The 14,902-nt window shown below is 70.9% G+C and carries 17 protein-coding genes and 1 tRNA gene; 13 read left to right on the top strand and 5 right to left on the bottom strand.

Going from position 1 to position 14,902, the window contains the following annotated elements:
- The 11 genes from KBI44_19090 to KBI44_19140 form a co-directional block, all read left to right on the top strand.
- Positions 1–878, top strand: an 878-nt coding sequence (locus tag KBI44_19090) for a hypothetical protein (GenBank protein MBP9146592.1), incomplete at its 5' end; no start/stop codon positions are given.
- Positions 879–885: 7 nt separating this feature from the next.
- Complete coding sequence (locus KBI44_19095; protein MBP9146593.1) at positions 886–3,150, top strand: transglycosylase SLT domain-containing protein; 2,265 nt, start codon at positions 886–888, stop codon at positions 3,148–3,150.
- Positions 3,151–3,217: 67 nt separating this feature from the next.
- Positions 3,218–3,290, top strand: a tRNA-Ile gene (locus KBI44_19100).
- A gap of 104 nt (positions 3,291–3,394) precedes the next feature.
- Entirely contained in the window at positions 3,395–4,039 is a 645-nt protein-coding gene (locus KBI44_19105) for a hypothetical protein (GenBank protein ID MBP9146594.1), read from the top strand.
- Positions 4,040–4,070: 31 nt separating this feature from the next.
- On the top strand, positions 4,071–4,784 hold the full coding sequence (locus tag KBI44_19110; GenBank protein MBP9146595.1) for a YggS family pyridoxal phosphate-dependent enzyme: 714 nt from the start codon (positions 4,071–4,073) through the stop codon (positions 4,782–4,784).
- Between the two features lie 96 nt (positions 4,785–4,880).
- Positions 4,881–5,180: a YggT family protein gene (locus tag KBI44_19115; GenBank protein ID MBP9146596.1), complete on the top strand. Its 300-nt coding sequence runs from the start codon at positions 4,881–4,883 to the stop codon at positions 5,178–5,180.
- A 25-nt stretch (positions 5,181–5,205) separates the two neighbouring features.
- Positions 5,206–5,700, top strand: coding sequence for a DivIVA domain-containing protein (locus KBI44_19120; protein ID MBP9146597.1), 495 nt, complete (start codon positions 5,206–5,208; stop codon positions 5,698–5,700).
- Between the two features lie 121 nt (positions 5,701–5,821).
- Entirely contained in the window at positions 5,822–6,685 is an 864-nt protein-coding gene (locus tag KBI44_19125) for a nucleotidyl transferase AbiEii/AbiGii toxin family protein (GenBank protein ID MBP9146598.1), read from the top strand.
- Positions 6,682–8,064 (top strand): imidazolonepropionase, encoded by a 1,383-nt coding sequence (locus KBI44_19130; GenBank protein ID MBP9146599.1) that lies wholly within the window; start codon positions 6,682–6,684, stop codon positions 8,062–8,064. The genes KBI44_19125 and KBI44_19130 overlap by 4 nt, the downstream gene beginning before the upstream one ends.
- Entirely contained in the window at positions 8,061–8,522 is a 462-nt protein-coding gene (locus tag KBI44_19135; protein ID MBP9146600.1) for an FKBP-type peptidyl-prolyl cis-trans isomerase, read from the top strand. Before KBI44_19130 ends, KBI44_19135 begins: the two co-directional genes overlap by 4 nt.
- A gap of 57 nt (positions 8,523–8,579) precedes the next feature.
- Positions 8,580–9,512 carry an endonuclease/exonuclease/phosphatase family protein gene (locus tag KBI44_19140; protein MBP9146601.1) on the top strand — a complete coding sequence of 311 codons (933 nt, stop codon included), beginning with the start codon at positions 8,580–8,582 and terminating at the stop codon, positions 9,510–9,512.
- On the opposite strand, the gene KBI44_19145 is transcribed toward KBI44_19140, so the two are convergent.
- The 4 genes from KBI44_19145 to KBI44_19160 are packed head-to-tail and all read right to left on the bottom strand — an operon-like array spanning position 9,476 to position 12,643.
- Positions 9,476–10,165 (bottom strand): hypothetical protein, encoded by a 690-nt coding sequence (locus KBI44_19145; protein MBP9146602.1) that lies wholly within the window; start codon positions 10,163–10,165, stop codon positions 9,476–9,478. The genes KBI44_19140 and KBI44_19145 overlap by 37 nt on opposite strands.
- 51 nt (positions 10,166–10,216) lie before the next feature.
- Positions 10,217–10,507 (bottom strand): DUF3467 domain-containing protein, encoded by a 291-nt coding sequence (locus KBI44_19150; protein MBP9146603.1) that lies wholly within the window; start codon positions 10,505–10,507, stop codon positions 10,217–10,219.
- On the bottom strand, positions 10,500–11,837 hold the full coding sequence (locus KBI44_19155; protein MBP9146604.1) for an ABC transporter ATP-binding protein: 1,338 nt from the start codon (positions 11,835–11,837) through the stop codon (positions 10,500–10,502). Before KBI44_19155 ends, KBI44_19150 begins: the two co-directional genes overlap by 8 nt.
- Complete coding sequence (locus KBI44_19160) at positions 11,834–12,643, bottom strand: ABC transporter permease (protein ID MBP9146605.1); 810 nt, start codon at positions 12,641–12,643, stop codon at positions 11,834–11,836. The genes KBI44_19155 and KBI44_19160 overlap by 4 nt, the downstream gene beginning before the upstream one ends.
- Before the next feature lie 14 nt (positions 12,644–12,657).
- Between KBI44_19160 and KBI44_19165 the strand changes: the two genes are divergently transcribed.
- Positions 12,658–12,966 carry a hypothetical protein gene (locus KBI44_19165; GenBank protein ID MBP9146606.1) on the top strand — a complete coding sequence of 103 codons (309 nt, stop codon included), beginning with the start codon at positions 12,658–12,660 and terminating at the stop codon, positions 12,964–12,966.
- A gap of 115 nt (positions 12,967–13,081) precedes the next feature.
- On the opposite strand, the gene KBI44_19170 is transcribed toward KBI44_19165, so the two are convergent.
- Positions 13,082–14,365 (bottom strand): trypsin-like peptidase domain-containing protein, encoded by a 1,284-nt coding sequence (locus KBI44_19170; GenBank protein MBP9146607.1) that lies wholly within the window; start codon positions 14,363–14,365, stop codon positions 13,082–13,084.
- A 240-nt stretch (positions 14,366–14,605) separates the two neighbouring features.
- Here KBI44_19170 and KBI44_19175 point away from each other — a divergent pair.
- Positions 14,606–14,902: hypothetical protein (locus KBI44_19175; GenBank protein ID MBP9146608.1), on the top strand; the 297-nt coding region annotated here is incomplete at its 3' end.

Raw genomic sequence — 14,902 nt, forward strand, 5'->3', positions numbered from 1 at the left:
CGGTGCTGGCGGCCGCAGCCGCGGACGAGCCGCTGGAGATGGCGAGGACACCGGAAGTCTTCGACGCCCCCGAGACCTCCTGGCCGTCCGCGACGCCGACCCACGAGATTCCCCTGTCGCCGCCAACCCCAGACCTCGAGGCTGCGGAGCGCTTCGCCGATGCGGCCGCGACAGCCTCGGCGGCTGCCGAATGGCGCGAGGTCGACGAGACGACCGCGCCGCACTCGACCTTCTCGGCCGCTGCCACGCAGCGCTTCCCGGCCGTGACGAACGAGTTTCCCCAGCCGGACGTCACGCCGCCGGCTCCCCCCGAGCCGGGACTCGCGAGCTCCGCCGCGACGATCGCCTTCGTGCCGCCCGCTGCGGCGCTCGCTCCGCCCCCTCCGCCCCTTTCGGAGGATGCCGGGCTCAGCGAGGATTCAACCGTCATGCTGCAGCGCCCGGCCCCCGCGCCGACGCCGCCTGCGGCCCCGCCCCCCGCCCCGCCCGCGCCGACGTCCGGTGGACTTCACGACGACGAGCCGACGGTTTCGCGCCCGCGCACGACGGAGGTCGCACCTCCGGCCGATCTGCAGGGCCCCGGCTGGGCCTTCTCGAGCCTGCGCGCGGCCCGGAGCACGGGCGACAACGCGCTGCACGAAGAGGCACGCCGGCTCGCCCGGCTCCTGGTCTCGGAGATCAAGCTCTACAACGAAGATCAGGTGGAGGAAGGGCGGCACAATCGCGACATCTACCACCGCCTGAAGGACGACATCGATCGCTCACGCCAGATCTACGAAGAGCGCGTGCACGAAAGCGTCCGCGGCACGACCGACTACTTCCAGCAGGAGTTGATCCGCAGTCTCGCGGGCGGCGATCCGCGCGCCCTGGGGATCTGAGGGCACCTTGCCGGTGACGCTGCTCCGCCGCACCGTCTACACCCTGGCGCTCCTCTCGGCGCCCGTCACGGCAGCGCTTTTCCTGCAGTCGCCGGCCGCCTCCGCCGCACCGGCCGTCACGGCCGCCGCGGAGCCGGGAACATCCGCCAGCACCTTCTCCCCGGACCGGCCGCTGGCTCCGAGCTTCATCGCGGCGGCCCGTGCCGCCCGCACCGGCGGCTTCGCGGCCGCCTCCAGAGCCCTCGCGACGCAGATGGCCGGCGCCGAACCGGATGCCGGCCGCGCCCGCGTCGTCCTCGGCCTCCTGGCCGCGGAGAACGGGCGCACCGACGAGGCGCAACGCCTGCTCGGCAAGGGTCCGGGGCCGCTCGCGCTCGAGGACCTCCGCCTGTTCGAGCTCGCCGGGGTCGCTGCGGCGCGCGGCGCGACCTCGACGGCGCGGGCCGCGCTCGAGGAGCTGCTTCGCGCCACTCCCGAGTCGCCCCTGCGCCGCGCCAGCCTCCTCGAGCTCGCCGAGCTGGCCTTCGCCGAGTCGAAGGTCGGCGACGCCCTGCAGTTCATCGGGCAAGGCCGCAGCGAACCGCTTTCTGCCGCGGAACGCGAGCAGTTCGACAGCCTCGCCTGGAAGATCGGACGCGCGACCGGCGACGCCGTGGTCCAGCGTGAAGCCGCCCGCCGTCTGCTGGTCGACTCGCCGCTCGCCGCCGCCCGGCTGGAAGTCGCCGCCGCCCTGGTCGAGCAGCCCCAAGGCGACTGGCGGGCCGCTCTCTCGACGCCGGAGCTGCTGGCGCGGGCCGCCGCGCTCGTGCGGGCGGAGGTGCCCCAGGGCGCGATCACCACGCTCGAGGCCGTGGCGCTCGCCGACCGCGATCTCGAGTGGAGCCTGTTGCGGGCCCGGGCGCTCACCGCTCTGCAGCGCGGTGGCGAGGCGCTCACCGAGCTGACGCTGGCCCGGGCGAAGATGGGCGCGGCCGCCGGCGGCGACCCTCTGGCGCGTCTGGAGCTCGAGCGCGCCCACGCCTTCTCGGACTTGACCGCGGTGCGCCGCGGCCGGCCGGCCCTGCCGGCCGCCGAGCGCGCGACCCTGCGCACCGAAGGGCTTGCTGCGCTGCGCCGTGCCGCCGCCCTCCCGGCTTCCCCCGAGCTCAAGGCCGAGGCGCTACGCGAGCTCTACATCGAGCTCGAGGCCGCGGGCGAGATTGACGCGACCATCGAGCTGCTCCATCAGCTGGTGAAGATCGCGCCCAACGACACGCTCGGAGCGCGGTCGCTCTGGGAGCGCGGCTGGCGCGAGTACCAGTCCGGCAACTGGAGCGGCGCCGTCGGCTACTGGAGCGAGCTGCGCGACCTCTATCCGGCGATCTCCTACGCCAGAAGCGCCCAGTACTGGTCGGGGCGCGCCTTCGAGAAGCTCGGCGATCGCGAACGCTCGCTGGCGACCTTCGCCGAGCTGACGCGGGCCGACACCGCCGACTTCTACTCCCGGCAGGCGTCGCTTCGCCTGTCCGGCGCCCCGCCGACCGCCGCGCCCGATCGCGATGCCCAGCGGGAGGAGTGGCCCACCGACAGCAAGATCGACCGGGCGCGTTGGCTTTCCGACCTCGCGCTCGACAAGCTGGCCGCCGCCGAGCTCGATCGTCTCGCGCCGACGGCGGACGGCCGCGCCGTCGATGCGCTCAGGGGTCTTGTCCTCGCCCGCGCCGGAGCGCATCGTGAGAGCCTGCGTGAGCTGCGCAAGGCCTTTCCCCGGCTCGCCACGGCCCACCAGGAGACCGTGCCGCGCGCCGCCCTCGAGCTCTACTACCCCCGCCCCTACGCCGACCAGGTGCTGCGCCTGGCGAGCGAGCAGTCGTTGCCGCCGTCCCTGGTCTTCGGCATCGTTCACCAGGAGAGCGGCTTCGACCCGTCGGCGAAGAGCCGCTCCGGGGCGCGCGGCCTGATGCAGCTCATGCCGTCGACCGGCAAAGAGGTCGCGCGCCGGCTCGGAATGAGCTTCTCGACGCAGCGGCTCTTCGAGCCCGAGTACAGTTTGCGCCTCGGTACGACATACTTCCGTCAGATGCTGGGGATCTTCGACAACCGGGTGGAGCTCGCACTGGCCGGCTACAACGGCGGACCGGGCCGGATCGGACGCCTCTGGCGCGAACAGCAGTCCACGGGCGAGGTCGACCGCTTCCTCGAAGGCCTCACGATCGTCGAATCGCGCAACTACGTGAAACGAATTCTTGTCTTGGCAGAAAGTTACCGGAGCCTGTATTCCGATCTCAGCTGACCCGGGAAGGCCCCATCGTGGGGCTTCGCTATACTGGCTTCGCCGCCTGCTGGGCGGAGCTCATCCCGGGTCCATAGCTCAGCGGTTAGAGCAACCGGCTCATAACCGGCAGGTCTCTGGTTCGAATCCAGGTGGACCCACTGCATAAACCATGACCGATCTGATCTCGCAGCTCGTCCATCTCAGCCGTTCCATGCAGTCTTTGGCATCGGCCAGCGCGCTCCTCGCAGGAGTTCCCGAAAGCATGCGCGCGCTGCACGAAGAGTTCACTGCCGCCAAAGCGGAGCTCGCCCTGCTCGAAGCGAACGCGACCCAGGCCGCGCTCGACCGACGCCAGGCCGAGGCCGCCATCGCCGACGCGCAGGAGAAGCTCAAGCACTTTCAGCAGCAGGTCTCGAAGGTCCGCAACCAGCGCGAGTACGGCGCCCTGCTGACCGAGATCGACACCGTGAAGCAGCAGACCAAAACCCTCGAGGACGCCGCTCTCGCGGCGTTGACGCGCTCGGAGGAGATCGGCCAGGAGCTCGAGGAGCGCCGCGCCGTCTTCGCCGATCTCGACGCGCGGTATCAGGTCGAGCTGGTGAGCTGGGAGGCCGAGAAGCCCGTGGTCGCCGAACGCGCCGCGGTGCTCAAGGCCGAGGTCGAGGCGCTCGAAGTCGGCCTGCCGCGCCCGATCCTGGGGCATCTGCGCCGGATCTTCGAGCGCTACAAGGGCGACACTCTGGCGGTGGTGCGCAAAGTCGAGCGGCCGGGAGCGCAGGCGATCTGGCACTGCTCGAGCTGCAACTACCAGATTCGCCCGCAGGTGGCGGTGGAGATCCGCAGCCGCGGGACGATCGTCCAGTGCGAAGGCTGCAAGCGCTTCCTCCGCGTCGAAGAGAACGCCTGACCCCCTGACGGCCAGCGCGAGGGCTCGAGCCTTGGACGTCGCCTCCCCCGCTGGCCGTTACGCCGAGATCGAGCGCCGGATCCAGGCCGCTTGCGATCGCGCCGGCCGGAGCCGCGCGAGCGTCCGGCTGGTCGGCGCCAGCAAGCGGCAACCGCTCGAGGCGCTCGCCGCCGCCTATGCCTGCGGCCTGCGCTCGTTCGGCGAGAACCGGGTGCAGGAGGCCGTAGCGAAGGCGCCGCTCCTGCCGCCCGACATCGAGTGGCACCTGCTCGGACCCCTGCAGTCGAACAAGGTCCGCAAGGCCGTGGCGCTCTTCCACGTCGTGCATGCGATCGACCGTCCCGCCATCGCTTTCGAGCTCGACCAGGAGGCCGCCCGGCAGGGCCGGAGGCTCTCCGGCCTGATCGAGGTCAACCTCGGCGCGGAGGAGTCCAAACACGGCTTCGCGGTCGACGACCTGGCCGCCGATCTCGAGGTGCTCGCGCCGCTCGCCGTGCTCGAGCACCTGAGGATCGGCGGCCTCATGGCCATCCCGCCCCCGGGAGCCTCCGCCGAGGACTCCCGGCCCCATTTCCGCCGCCTCGCCCGTCTGCGCGACGCGCTCGCAGAGCGCCCCGAGTGGCGCGCCCGCGACTTCGCCGGCGAGCTCTCGATGGGCATGAGCGACGATTTCGAGGTCGCCATCGAGGAGGGCGCCACCCATGTCCGGATCGGCAGTGCGCTCTTCGGCGAGCGCCAGTCCTAGGCCGGCCTGTGGCATGCACACTCTCGTGTTACCCTCTGCCGTCCGGTGGCGAAGCGCCCGGCGCCCGCCGCGCGACGGATCGGAGACCAGGAAACGATGAACTTCGCGCAGGGTTTCGGTTTCAGTCTCTTGCAGCTCGTCTTCGGCGTGATGGATCTCTACACCTGGATCCTGATCATCCGGGCGCTCCTCTCGTGGGTCTCGCCCGACCCCAGGAACCCGATCGTCCAAATCCTCGCCCGGCTCACCGAACCTGTTCAAAGGCCACTGCGCAAGCTCGTGCCGCCGGAGAAACTGGGCGGGCTCGATCTCTCACCGATGCTCGCGATTCTGCTGATCCTGTTCATCAAGAACGGGATCCTCTACTCGCTCGGCGGGCAGCCGCGCCTGTTGTAGGGATCCCAAGGAGACGCCCGTGCCGATGCAGCCACTCGATATCCAGAAGACCCGCTTCGCACTCAAGATGCGCGGCTACGACCCGGTCGAAGTGGAGAACTTCCTCGCCCTCGTCGCCGAGGACCTGACCCAGCGCCTGGGTGAGATCGACCGGCTCGAGCGCGACAACCGCTCGTTGCGCGAGCGCGTCGCGCACTCGGAGGAGCGCGAGCGCCAGCTCCACGACGCCATCCTGCGCGGCAAGAAGGTCTCCGACGAGATGATCTCCACCTCGCAGCGCGAGGCGCAGCTCCTGGTGCGCGAAGCGGAGATCACCGCCGAGCGGATGGTCGGCCAGGCCGCCGAGCGCGCCGCCGAAGTCGAGAGCCGCATCGGCGAGCTCCGCATGCGCAGGAAGGAGCTGCAGCTCAAGTTCAAGAGCACGCTCGAGCTCTTCAGTCAGATTCTCGAGGCCGAGATGGAGGACGAGCGCACCGCCGCGACGGTCCACACCCTGCGCCGTTCGAAGAGCGGAGCGTGAACACGGCCAAGCCGGCGGAGCGCCATCTCTTCGGGCTCCCGCCCGGGACTGCGGACGATCCGCACAGCCGCACACTGGTGATCGCGCGGCTGCTCGAAGAGGGCAACCGCAACGAGCTCGCCTGGCTCGCCGCCGCAATGGGCCGGGAGGAGATCGCCGCCTTCGTGCGCGAGCACGGCGGGCGCAAGCTCTCGGCCCGCAGCCGCCGCTTCTGGAGCCGGGCCCTTCGAATCCAGTCGTCCGCACCTCACCCGCTCGCGGAGGGGCTCTGGCCGCTCGCCTGAACCCCTCCCGACTCGAGGCGCTCGCCCCCGGGACCCGAAACCTCCTGCGGGGACTCAGCGAGCGTCCCTGGAGCTCCGACTTCTATCTCGCCGGTTCCGCCGCTCTGGCCCTCTACCTCGGACACCGGCCTGTGCGTGACCTCGACCTCATGTCGCCCGCCAACCGGCTGGCGCCCCAGGATCGCCGCGACCTGCTCGCCGACCTGCTGGCGCTTTCGCCCGGCGCGCGCGTCGAGACCGCCCGCGACGGCTACCTTTCCGTCTGGCTGCCGACCCCGCCGAGTGGCCCGGATGCGCCCTCCCTGGAAGAGACCTCTAGCGACATCGCCTTGCGTCTCTTCTACTACCCCTATCCGCTCGTCGAGCCGCTCGGGCAGCAGGAGCTCGCCGTCGCCTCGGCGGTCGATCTCGGCCTCATGAAGCTCGGCGCGATCATCAGCCGGGGCAGCCGGCGCGATTTCGTCGACCTGCATCTGCTCTGCCGCGAGCTGCCGCTCGCCGGGCTCCTCGAACGCGCCGCCGAGAAGTTCGGGCACGTCGGCGACTTCGCCCTGCAGGCGATGAAGGGGCTGGCCGACACCGGCGCCGCCGCCGGCGAGCCGATGCCGGGTCTCGCTGCGGAGCTCGACTGGCAGGAGGTCGAAGCCTGGATTTCGACCGAGGTCGAGGCCGCCGGCCGGGAGCTCCTGCCGACACCATGACCGACCTCCTGATCGAGAACCTCGCCGAAATCGCCACGCCGATCGGCACGACCCCGCGACGCGGCGCCGAGCAGCGCGCCGTGCTGCGCCTGCGCGCTGGCTCAGGCAGCTCAGCTGGCTCGGCGGGCTCGGCGGGCGCGGCGGGCTCCACTGCCCCCGATGCCTCCGGCGTCGAGATCCTCTGCCGCGCCGGCCGCCTCGCCTTCGTCGGCAGCCGCAGCGAGCGCGAGCGCCTTTGGGGCGAGCTCCCCGGGACCGCCCGGCTCGACGGTCGGCGGATGACCGCAGTGCCCGGTTTCGTCGACGGCCACACCCATCTGCCCTGGGCCGGTTCGCGCGAGGACGAGTTCGTCCAGCGCCTCGGCGGGCGTTCGTATCAGGAGATCGCCGCGGCCGGCGGCGGCATCCTCGCGACCGTGCGCGCGACGCGCGCGGCCGAGGCTCCGGAGCTCGTCGAGCTCGCCCTCGACCGCCTGCGCTGGATGCTCTCGTGCGGCACGACGACCGCGGAGGCAAAGAGCGGCTACGGGCTCTCCCTGGGAGAAGAGCTGAAGCAGCTCGAGGCCATCCGGGCGGCGGGAGCGGCCCAGCCGGTCGAGCTCGTCCCGACGCTCCTCGCCGCGCACGAGGTGCCCGCCGACTATCGCGACCGGCGCGACGCCTATCTCGACCTGGTCTGCGAAGAGATCGTCCCGGCGGCGGCCGAACGGGGCCTCGCCCGCTTCTGCGACGTCTTCTGCGAAAAGGGCGTCTTTTCGGCCGCCGAGTCGCGGCGCGTGCTCGAGGCCGGTCGCCGCCACGGGCTGCTGCCGCGCCTGCACGCCGACGAGTTCGTGGATTCGGGTGGCGCCCAGCTCGCAGCCGAGCTCGGGGCCCTCTCGGCCGATCACCTGATGGCGGTCTCCCCGGCGGGCATCGAGGCCCTGGCGGCCGCCGGCGTGACCGCCCTCCTGCTGCCGGGCACGAGCTTCTTCCTCGCCAAGCGGATCTATGCTCCGGCGCGCCGCCTGATCGCCGCCGGAGTGCCGGTCGCCCTCGGGACCGACTGCAATCCGGGCTCCTCCTACACCGAGTCGTTGCCGACCATCGTCCAGCTCGCGGTCTTCGAGCTCGGCATGACGATCGAGGAGGCCTTGACCGCTGTCACCCTGAATCCCGCCTGCAGCCTCGGGCTCGGCAGAGAGATCGGCTCCCTCGAGGCGGGAAAGCGGGCCGATATCGTGCTGCTCGAGGCCCCAAACCTCCTCCATCTTGCCTATCATTACGGGGTCAACCCGGTGCGCTCCGTGATCAAGGCGGGCCGGGAGGTCTATCGCGCCGGCAATCTCGCCGCCGCCACGTCGGCCACGTCTCGTTCCATCCAGGGGATCCAATCATGAGCCTTTCGCTTTCTACCCTCGCCGGTTTCGCCGGCATCGCCTTTGGCGCCCTCTCGCTCGCCGGGCTCGCCTTCGCCAAGCCGCCCGGCGACACCCAACCGGGGGCCGCTGCACCCGAGTGGAAGAAGAACCCATCCGGTCTCGAGCTCCAGGAGTTGAAGGTCGGAGAGGGTGCCGAGGCCAGGTCCGGCATGACGGTCGAGGTGCACTACACCGGGTGGCTTCTCGACGGCACCAAGTTCGACTCCAGCCTCGACCGCGGCAAGCCCTTTTCCTTTCACCTCGGCGCCGGCGAAGTGATTCGGGGCTGGGACGAAGGGGTCGCCGGAATGAAGGTCGGCGGCAAGCGCAAGCTGCGCATTCCCGCAGAGATGGGCTACGGCGCCCGCGGCGCCGGCGGCGTCATTCCCGGCAATGCCACCCTGGTCTTCGATGTCGAACTGCTCGGCGTAAAGTAGCTTCCGGTTCTCCGTCCGGGAATGCCTCAAGGCCTCCCGGCTGTTTTCAGGAGCGACATGGCCATTTCGATCTTCGGCGGCGGGGGCCGGCGGCGCCTCGCGGGGAAGCACCACGCCCGGCACCGGGCGGCCGTCTCGCAGCGGCCGGCAGCGACCGCTACGGACGGCGAGACTCTCCGCCTGATGTCGCTCAATATCGCGCACGCGCGGCGCAAGGCCCAGCATCAGAGCCTGCTCAAGGACTCGACGATCCGCCGCAACCTCGAGCTCATCGCGGACGTCCTCGAGCGCGAGAAGCCGCACGTCGTGGCACTCCAGGAGGCCGATGGACCGTCTTTCTGGAGCGGCGGCTTCGACCACGTCGAGGCGCTCGCCGGGCTGGCTGGCTTCCCCCATGCCTTCAGGGGAGAGCACAACCGCGAGGTTCTCTCCCGCCTCGACCTCTCCTACGGCACGGCGCTGCTCTCCCACCTGCCCCTCGAAGCCACCCACTCGCACGCCTTTCTGCAGAACTGGCGCGACACCAAGGGGTTCGTCGCCGCGACCGTCGCCCCCGAAGCGCTCGCCGGCGAGCCGGTCGACGTGGTGTCGATCCACCTCGACTTCCTCGCCGACCGCGTACGGCGTCGGCAGGTCGAACAGCTCATCGAGCGTTTCCATGGACACGAAGGCCACCTGGTCGTCATGGGCGATTTCAACTGCTCCTGGAGCGAGCGCCGGCGCAGCCTCGATCTGTTGCTGCACGAGCTCAAGCTGCGACCGTGCAGGGAGTCGGGGGCAGCGACCTATCCCGCCTGGCGACCGCTCGTCCAGCTCGACTGGATTCTGGTGTCGGAGGGACTGGAGTTTTCGACCTACGCCACCCTCGACGACCGCGTCTCGGACCACCTGGGGGTGGTGGCGGAGGTTCACCGCCGGAGGTCGGCCCTGCACCCGCGGGAGCGGGTGCAGGTTCAGGCCAGGCGTTTGCCGAGCGTATCGCTCGCGTAGAGCACGAGCGCGCAACCGACCGGAAAGAGCAGCTCGTTGACGCTGCGAGCCGCGACCGCGCCGGCGGACAGTTGTGGCATCGCCTGAAAGGTCAGGACGAGCAACGGACCGCCGAACAGCAGGCCGCTCGCGAGGCCCACGCCGGCGTGCGCGGCGACGCCGCCCCAGACCTTCTTCGCGATCCAGCCGATCGCCAGACCCAGCACCGCGTACTGCAACCCCTTGATGCCCGCCACCAGCATCGGCGACGGCCCGGGGGCCGCTGCGGCCAGAAGGCCGAGCGCCTGCGAGGCGCCCTTGTGCAGGCCACGGGCGATGGCGAAGGCGGCGGGCGCGGCGAGGAGGCCCACCACCCCCATCACGACGCCGGTCGAGCGCGAGGCGGTGCGCGCCACGGCGAGCGCCACGCAGACGAAGAAGGACCACGAAACCTTCTGCACCAGGTCGGCCGTGAACGGCTTCGCCGCCAGCGCCCCGCCCGCGAGCGCCACGGAGCCGAGGATGAGCGCCTCGATGGCGAAGCCGAGCGCGATGGCGAGCCAGGCGCCCTTGAGAATCGACTGCGTCGGTGTGGACGACGGACTACCGATGGCGCCTGGAGCCCCCGGCGGTGACGGCTGAGGCTGGGGTGTGAGAGCGGGATCGGCGGACATCGCGGGAGCGCGGAACCTTATCGCACTCGCCGGGGTCGGCCGCAAGCACCCTCAGTGGACCTTGCGGCCTCCGGTCGGGTCGGCCGCTTCGGGAATCGGGCCGAACGCCTCTTCGTAGCGCGCCAGGTTCTGCGCCAGGGCCTGAACGATGCGCTTCAGGTGCCCCGGGCTGGTCACGATGCGGGCCGTGACCATCCCCTGCGGCGGCACGAGGTTCACGAAGTCGAGGATGAACTCCTCGCGGGTATGGGTGATCCGCAGCAGGTTCGAGTATCGCCCCTTCAGCTCCTCGTCCCCGATCTTGATGTTGAGGTTCTGGGCTCCGGCGTCCGGCTCACTCATGACTTCTCCTTTGAAAGTGGAGCTCGCCCGCAGTGTCGGCGCTGCCCGCCGCAGCGCCCGGGGCAGCGAAACGCCAGCGGTGTTCCGGCAGGTAGACCCCGGCGCCGCCCGCGGCACTGGTCACCGAGAAGGCGAGGAGCTTCCGGCGGTAGTCGTACGGCGCTCCGTCCTGCGCGTGGGCGGCGACATCGACGAGGTACTCCCCCGGCGCGAGGCGCAGGCTCGGGCATTCGAGGTTCACTTTGGCGCGGCCCGAGAAGCGCGCGCTCGCGAAGCCGTCGATGTCGGTGTTGGTGCCCCAGACCTCGACGCCGCGCGGCGAGAAGAGACCGACGCCGAAGACGACGTCGGTGAGCGGCTGGGCGGCCCGGGCCTCGATCTCGAAGGTCACCGCCTCGCCGCTCTCGAAGTGGTAGCGCTCGCCCCCCGCGCCGTCGAGGAGCCGCACGCCGATGACCTCGGCCGCGCCGGAGCCCCACCGCAGCACCTCGCCGACATCGTCCTCCGCGACGACGGCGGCGTGGACGCCCTCCTCTTCGCGCTCGCGCTCCTCCTTGGCTTCGCGGTGCGCGCGGCCCTCGTCTTCGGCGACGTTCTGGCGATAGCCGTCGACCACCCGGCGCGGGTCGCCGAGGAGGCGCACCCGGCCGTCGTCCAACCAGAGGACGCGCGAGCAGAGATCCTCCACCAGGCCGAGCGCATGGCTGACGAAGATCACCGTCCTCCCCGAAGCCAGCAGCTCCTCGATCCGGCGGAGGCAGCGGTGCGCGAACGCCTCGTCGCCGACCGCGAGGACCTCGTCGACGAGCAGGATCTCGGGGTCGGTGTGGATCGCCACCGCGAAGCCCAGGCGCACGTACATGCCGGAGGAGTAGTTCTTGACCGGCTCCTCGAGGAAGTCCGCCAGGCCGGAGAATTCGACGATGCGCTCGTAGCGGGCGTGGATCTCGCGCTTCGAGAGCCCGAGAACGGCGCCGTTGATGAAGATGTTCTCGCGCCCCGAGATCTCGGGATGGAACCCGGCCCCGAGCTCGATGAGGGCGGCGACTCGGCCGGCGGTCTCGAGGCTGCCGGTGGTCGGCTTGAGGATGCCGGCGATCATCTTGAGGAGCGTCGACTTGCCGGAGCCGTTGCCGCCGACGATACCGAACGCCTCGCCGCGCGCGATCTCGAAGGAGACGTCCTCGACGGCGGCGATGGTCTCGTCCCCCGCCAGGGCCTCGTCCCCGCGGCGCCCCAGCAGGGCGCTCTTCAGCGTCCGCAGCTGGAAGCCCTTCGCCGTCCGGCGATAGCGCTTGCTGACCTGCTCGGCGCGCACCGCCCAGGTCACAGGGCCTCCACGAGGGTCTCGCGCAGGCGGTTGAAGATCCAGCAGCCGATGAGCCAGGCGACGAGAGCGACGGCGCCCATCTCGAGCCAGAGCGCCGCCGGCGGAAAGCGCCCGGCGAAGAGCGCGTCCTGGTAGGCGAGGGTGAACGGCGTGGCGGGATTCAGTCGCACCAGCCGCCGCAGCGCCGGAATGCTCACCGCGGAGAGCGGGAAGAGCACCGGGGTGAGGAAGAAGAGCAGCGTGAGCGCGCTGGTCAGCAGGTCCTTGACGTCCTTGAAATGGGCGTGGAGCGCCGCGAGCGCGAGCGCCATGCCGGCGATGAGCGGCAGCTCGAGGAGGACGATCGCCGGCAGCGCCACGACCCCCCAGCCGCCGACGTCGAAGCCCTGAAAGCGGCCGAGCGCGACGCCCGCCGCGAGGACCGGCAGCGCGAGCAGCAGGTGTACGAGGTTCGCGAGCACGGGCACGATCGGCAGCAGCTCGGCCGGAAAGACGGCGCGCCGGATGAGGCCGGCGGAGGCCACCAGCGAGGTCGTCCCCTCGACGAGAGCTGTTGACAGCCAGATCCACGGGAAGAGCCCGCAGACCAGGAAGAGGGCGTAGGGCTCCGCTCCGGCGGCGCGCGGCTGGAAGACGATGCTGAAGACGAAGGTGTAGACCGCGAGCAGCAGGAGCGGCTGGACGAGCGACCAGAAGAAGCCGAGGATCGATCCGCGATAGCGCGCCTTCAACTCCCGCAGGGTGAGCGCGGCCAGCAGTCCGCGATGCCGGAAGATCCGGGAGGCGATGTCGATCGATGAGGTCAAGTAGACTGTTCCTCGTGTCCGTGACCCGCAAGCTTACCGTGCGCTGCCCCGAGTGCGCCGTCGAAATGGTGGTGGATGCCGCCACCGGGACGATCCTCGCGCACACCAAGCCCAAAGAGCCGCTCGCCGGCGGCCACGACTTCGACAAGCTCCTCGCCGGCCTCGACGCCGGGAAGGCTCGCGCCGAGGAGCTCTTCGAGCGCGAGAAGGCCGCCCTGGGCGACCGCGAGCGCCTGCTCGGCGAGAAGTTCAACGAAGCCCTGAAGCGCGCCCAGGAAGACCCCGACACCGGCCCCCCGAAACGCCCGTTCGATCTGGATTGAGGTCGGAAGACTTCGCCGACGCAGCGGCTCCGTCTCGGACACTCCGCCGACGTAGCGGCTCCGCCCGCTCTCCACGCCGGGCGATCGACCGGCATTCCGTGGTCTCGCCTTCCGGTTACAGCGGGAAGCTCAGGTTGTAGGCGAAGCGGCCGCGCTGGACGACGAGGAGGAGGCCGCCGCGGTCGAAGCCGCGCAGGACCTCGCGGCCGAGCGCTTCCGGGTCGGCGACTTCGTTGCCGTTCGCCCCGAGCACGACATCTCCGGCCTCGAGGCCGCGTTCGAAAGCCGCTGAGCCCCGCGCCACACCCACCACGACCAGCCGCCCGCGCTGGAGCTCGACCCGCAGCCCGACCGAGCGCTCGAGGAGGCGCAGCCCCATCCCGACTGGCGGCCGGATCGCCGCCACCGCGAACTTGAGCTTCTCCTTGCCGCGCAGCAGCTCGAGGAGGAGCGAGGTCGCGGGCGGCACGGAGTAGTAGGCCGTCGAGAGGTCCTCGCGCGAGTCGACCGCCCGGCCGTCGACCGCGGTGAGGAGGTCGCCGGCGACGATGCCGGCCCGCGCCGCGGGCGAGCCGTCGTCCACCCGGTCGACGAGCACGCCGCGCGCCACCGGATAGCCCTCGCGCACCGCGAGCTCCGGGTCGATCGTCACCAGCCGCATGCCCAACCAGAGGGGCTGCAGCTCGCCGAAGCGCAGCAGGTCGTCGACCACGCGCTGCGCGCGGTCGGCGGGAATGGCAAAGCCGATCCCGGCGCCCTGGACGATCGCCGTGTTGATGCCGATGACCTGGCCGTCGAGATTGACCAGCGGACCGCCCGAGTTGCCCGGGTTGATCGAGGCGTCGGTCTGCAGGAAGTCGGTGAAGAGCGCCCGCCGGCCGCCGCCGCCGACCGCGCGCCCCCGTGCCGACAACACGCCGGTGGTCACCGTGTGGGTGAGACCGAACGGATTGCCGATCGCCACCACGGTCTCCCCCATGAGGAGATTGGCGCTCTTGCCGAGCGGGGTCGCCGGGAGGCCCTTGGCCGCCACCTTGAGCACCGCGAGATCGGCGTCGCGGTCCGCCCCCAGGACCGTCGCCTCGAGCTCGCGGCCGTCGCGCATCGTGACCAGGATCCGCGACGCCCCCTCGATGACGTGCTCGTTGGTGACCACCAGCCCCGACGGGTCGACGATCAGCCCTGAGCCCAGCGACTGGCTCTTCCTCTGGCGGCTACCGCCGAAGAAGCTGCCGAAGAACGGATCGACCTCGCGCACGGTCGACTCGGCCGAGATGTTGACCACCGAGGGCGCGACGCGCTCGACCACTGCGACGACCGGCGTGCGCCGCGCCGAGGCGGTCTGGGCGGGGGCCGCCGCCGGCAGGCCGGCGAGCGCGAGAACGAACAGGGCAAGCATCGGGGCTCGTGTCGGAAGAGGGCGTCCTTTTCGCATGGCAGGGATCTTTCTAGCACGCCCGATGCCCGGTCGAAACGACACCCGCCCGAGAGGTGCCCTGAGAGGTGCCAGCCGCTTCCCCGCAGCTTCCCCGCAGTCCGGGCAACCCCCTGACCAAGGTGAGGCCCGGCGCCTGACCAGCGGCCATGTCGCCCCTGCCGCCGCCGCGCCAGACTCCCTTCATCCTGGAGGGAGACGACCATGGTCTGGTTCAACACCCGCACCGCCGCGAAAGAGACCCTGCCGAAGTCTGCGAGCCGCATCGGCGACCCCGTCCGCGCCGAACAACTCCTCACTCGCGCCCAGGAGGTCCGGGCCAATGGCGACCTTGCCGCCGCCCAGACGCTCGCCAAGGAGGCCCTCGACCAGGGCGTCCGAGCCCACGGCGAACGCCACGCCGCCCTCGTGCCGTTCCTCCTGGTCTACGCCGGCCTCCTCAACCAGTGCCAGGGCTGGGCCGCCGGCAAGCCCTTCTACGATCGCGCCCAGCGCCTGCGC

This window comes from Thermoanaerobaculia bacterium (genome assembly GCA_018057705.1).
Classification (GTDB): Bacteria; Acidobacteriota; Thermoanaerobaculia; order Multivoradales; family JAGPDF01; genus JAGPDF01.

Coding starts and splice junctions, on each gene's coding strand:
- KBI44_19105 (MBP9146594.1), top strand. CDS start 3,395: ATGCGCGCGCTGCACGAAGAGTTCACTGCCGCCAAAGCGGAGCTCGCC.
- KBI44_19115 (MBP9146596.1), top strand. CDS start 4,881: ATGAACTTCGCGCAGGGTTTCGGTTTCAGTCTCTTGCAGCTCGTCTTC.
- KBI44_19120 (MBP9146597.1), top strand. CDS start 5,206: ATGCAGCCACTCGATATCCAGAAGACCCGCTTCGCACTCAAGATGCGC.
- KBI44_19130 (MBP9146599.1), top strand. CDS start 6,682: ATGACCGACCTCCTGATCGAGAACCTCGCCGAAATCGCCACGCCGATC.
- KBI44_19135 (MBP9146600.1), top strand. CDS start 8,061: ATGAGCCTTTCGCTTTCTACCCTCGCCGGTTTCGCCGGCATCGCCTTT.
- KBI44_19140 (MBP9146601.1), top strand. CDS start 8,580: ATGGCCATTTCGATCTTCGGCGGCGGGGGCCGGCGGCGCCTCGCGGGG.
- KBI44_19145 (MBP9146602.1), bottom strand. CDS start 10,165: ATGTCCGCCGATCCCGCTCTCACACCCCAGCCTCAGCCGTCACCGCCG.
- KBI44_19150 (MBP9146603.1), bottom strand. CDS start 10,507: ATGAGTGAGCCGGACGCCGGAGCCCAGAACCTCAACATCAAGATCGGG.
- KBI44_19170 (MBP9146607.1), bottom strand. CDS start 14,365: ATGCTTGCCCTGTTCGTTCTCGCGCTCGCCGGCCTGCCGGCGGCGGCC.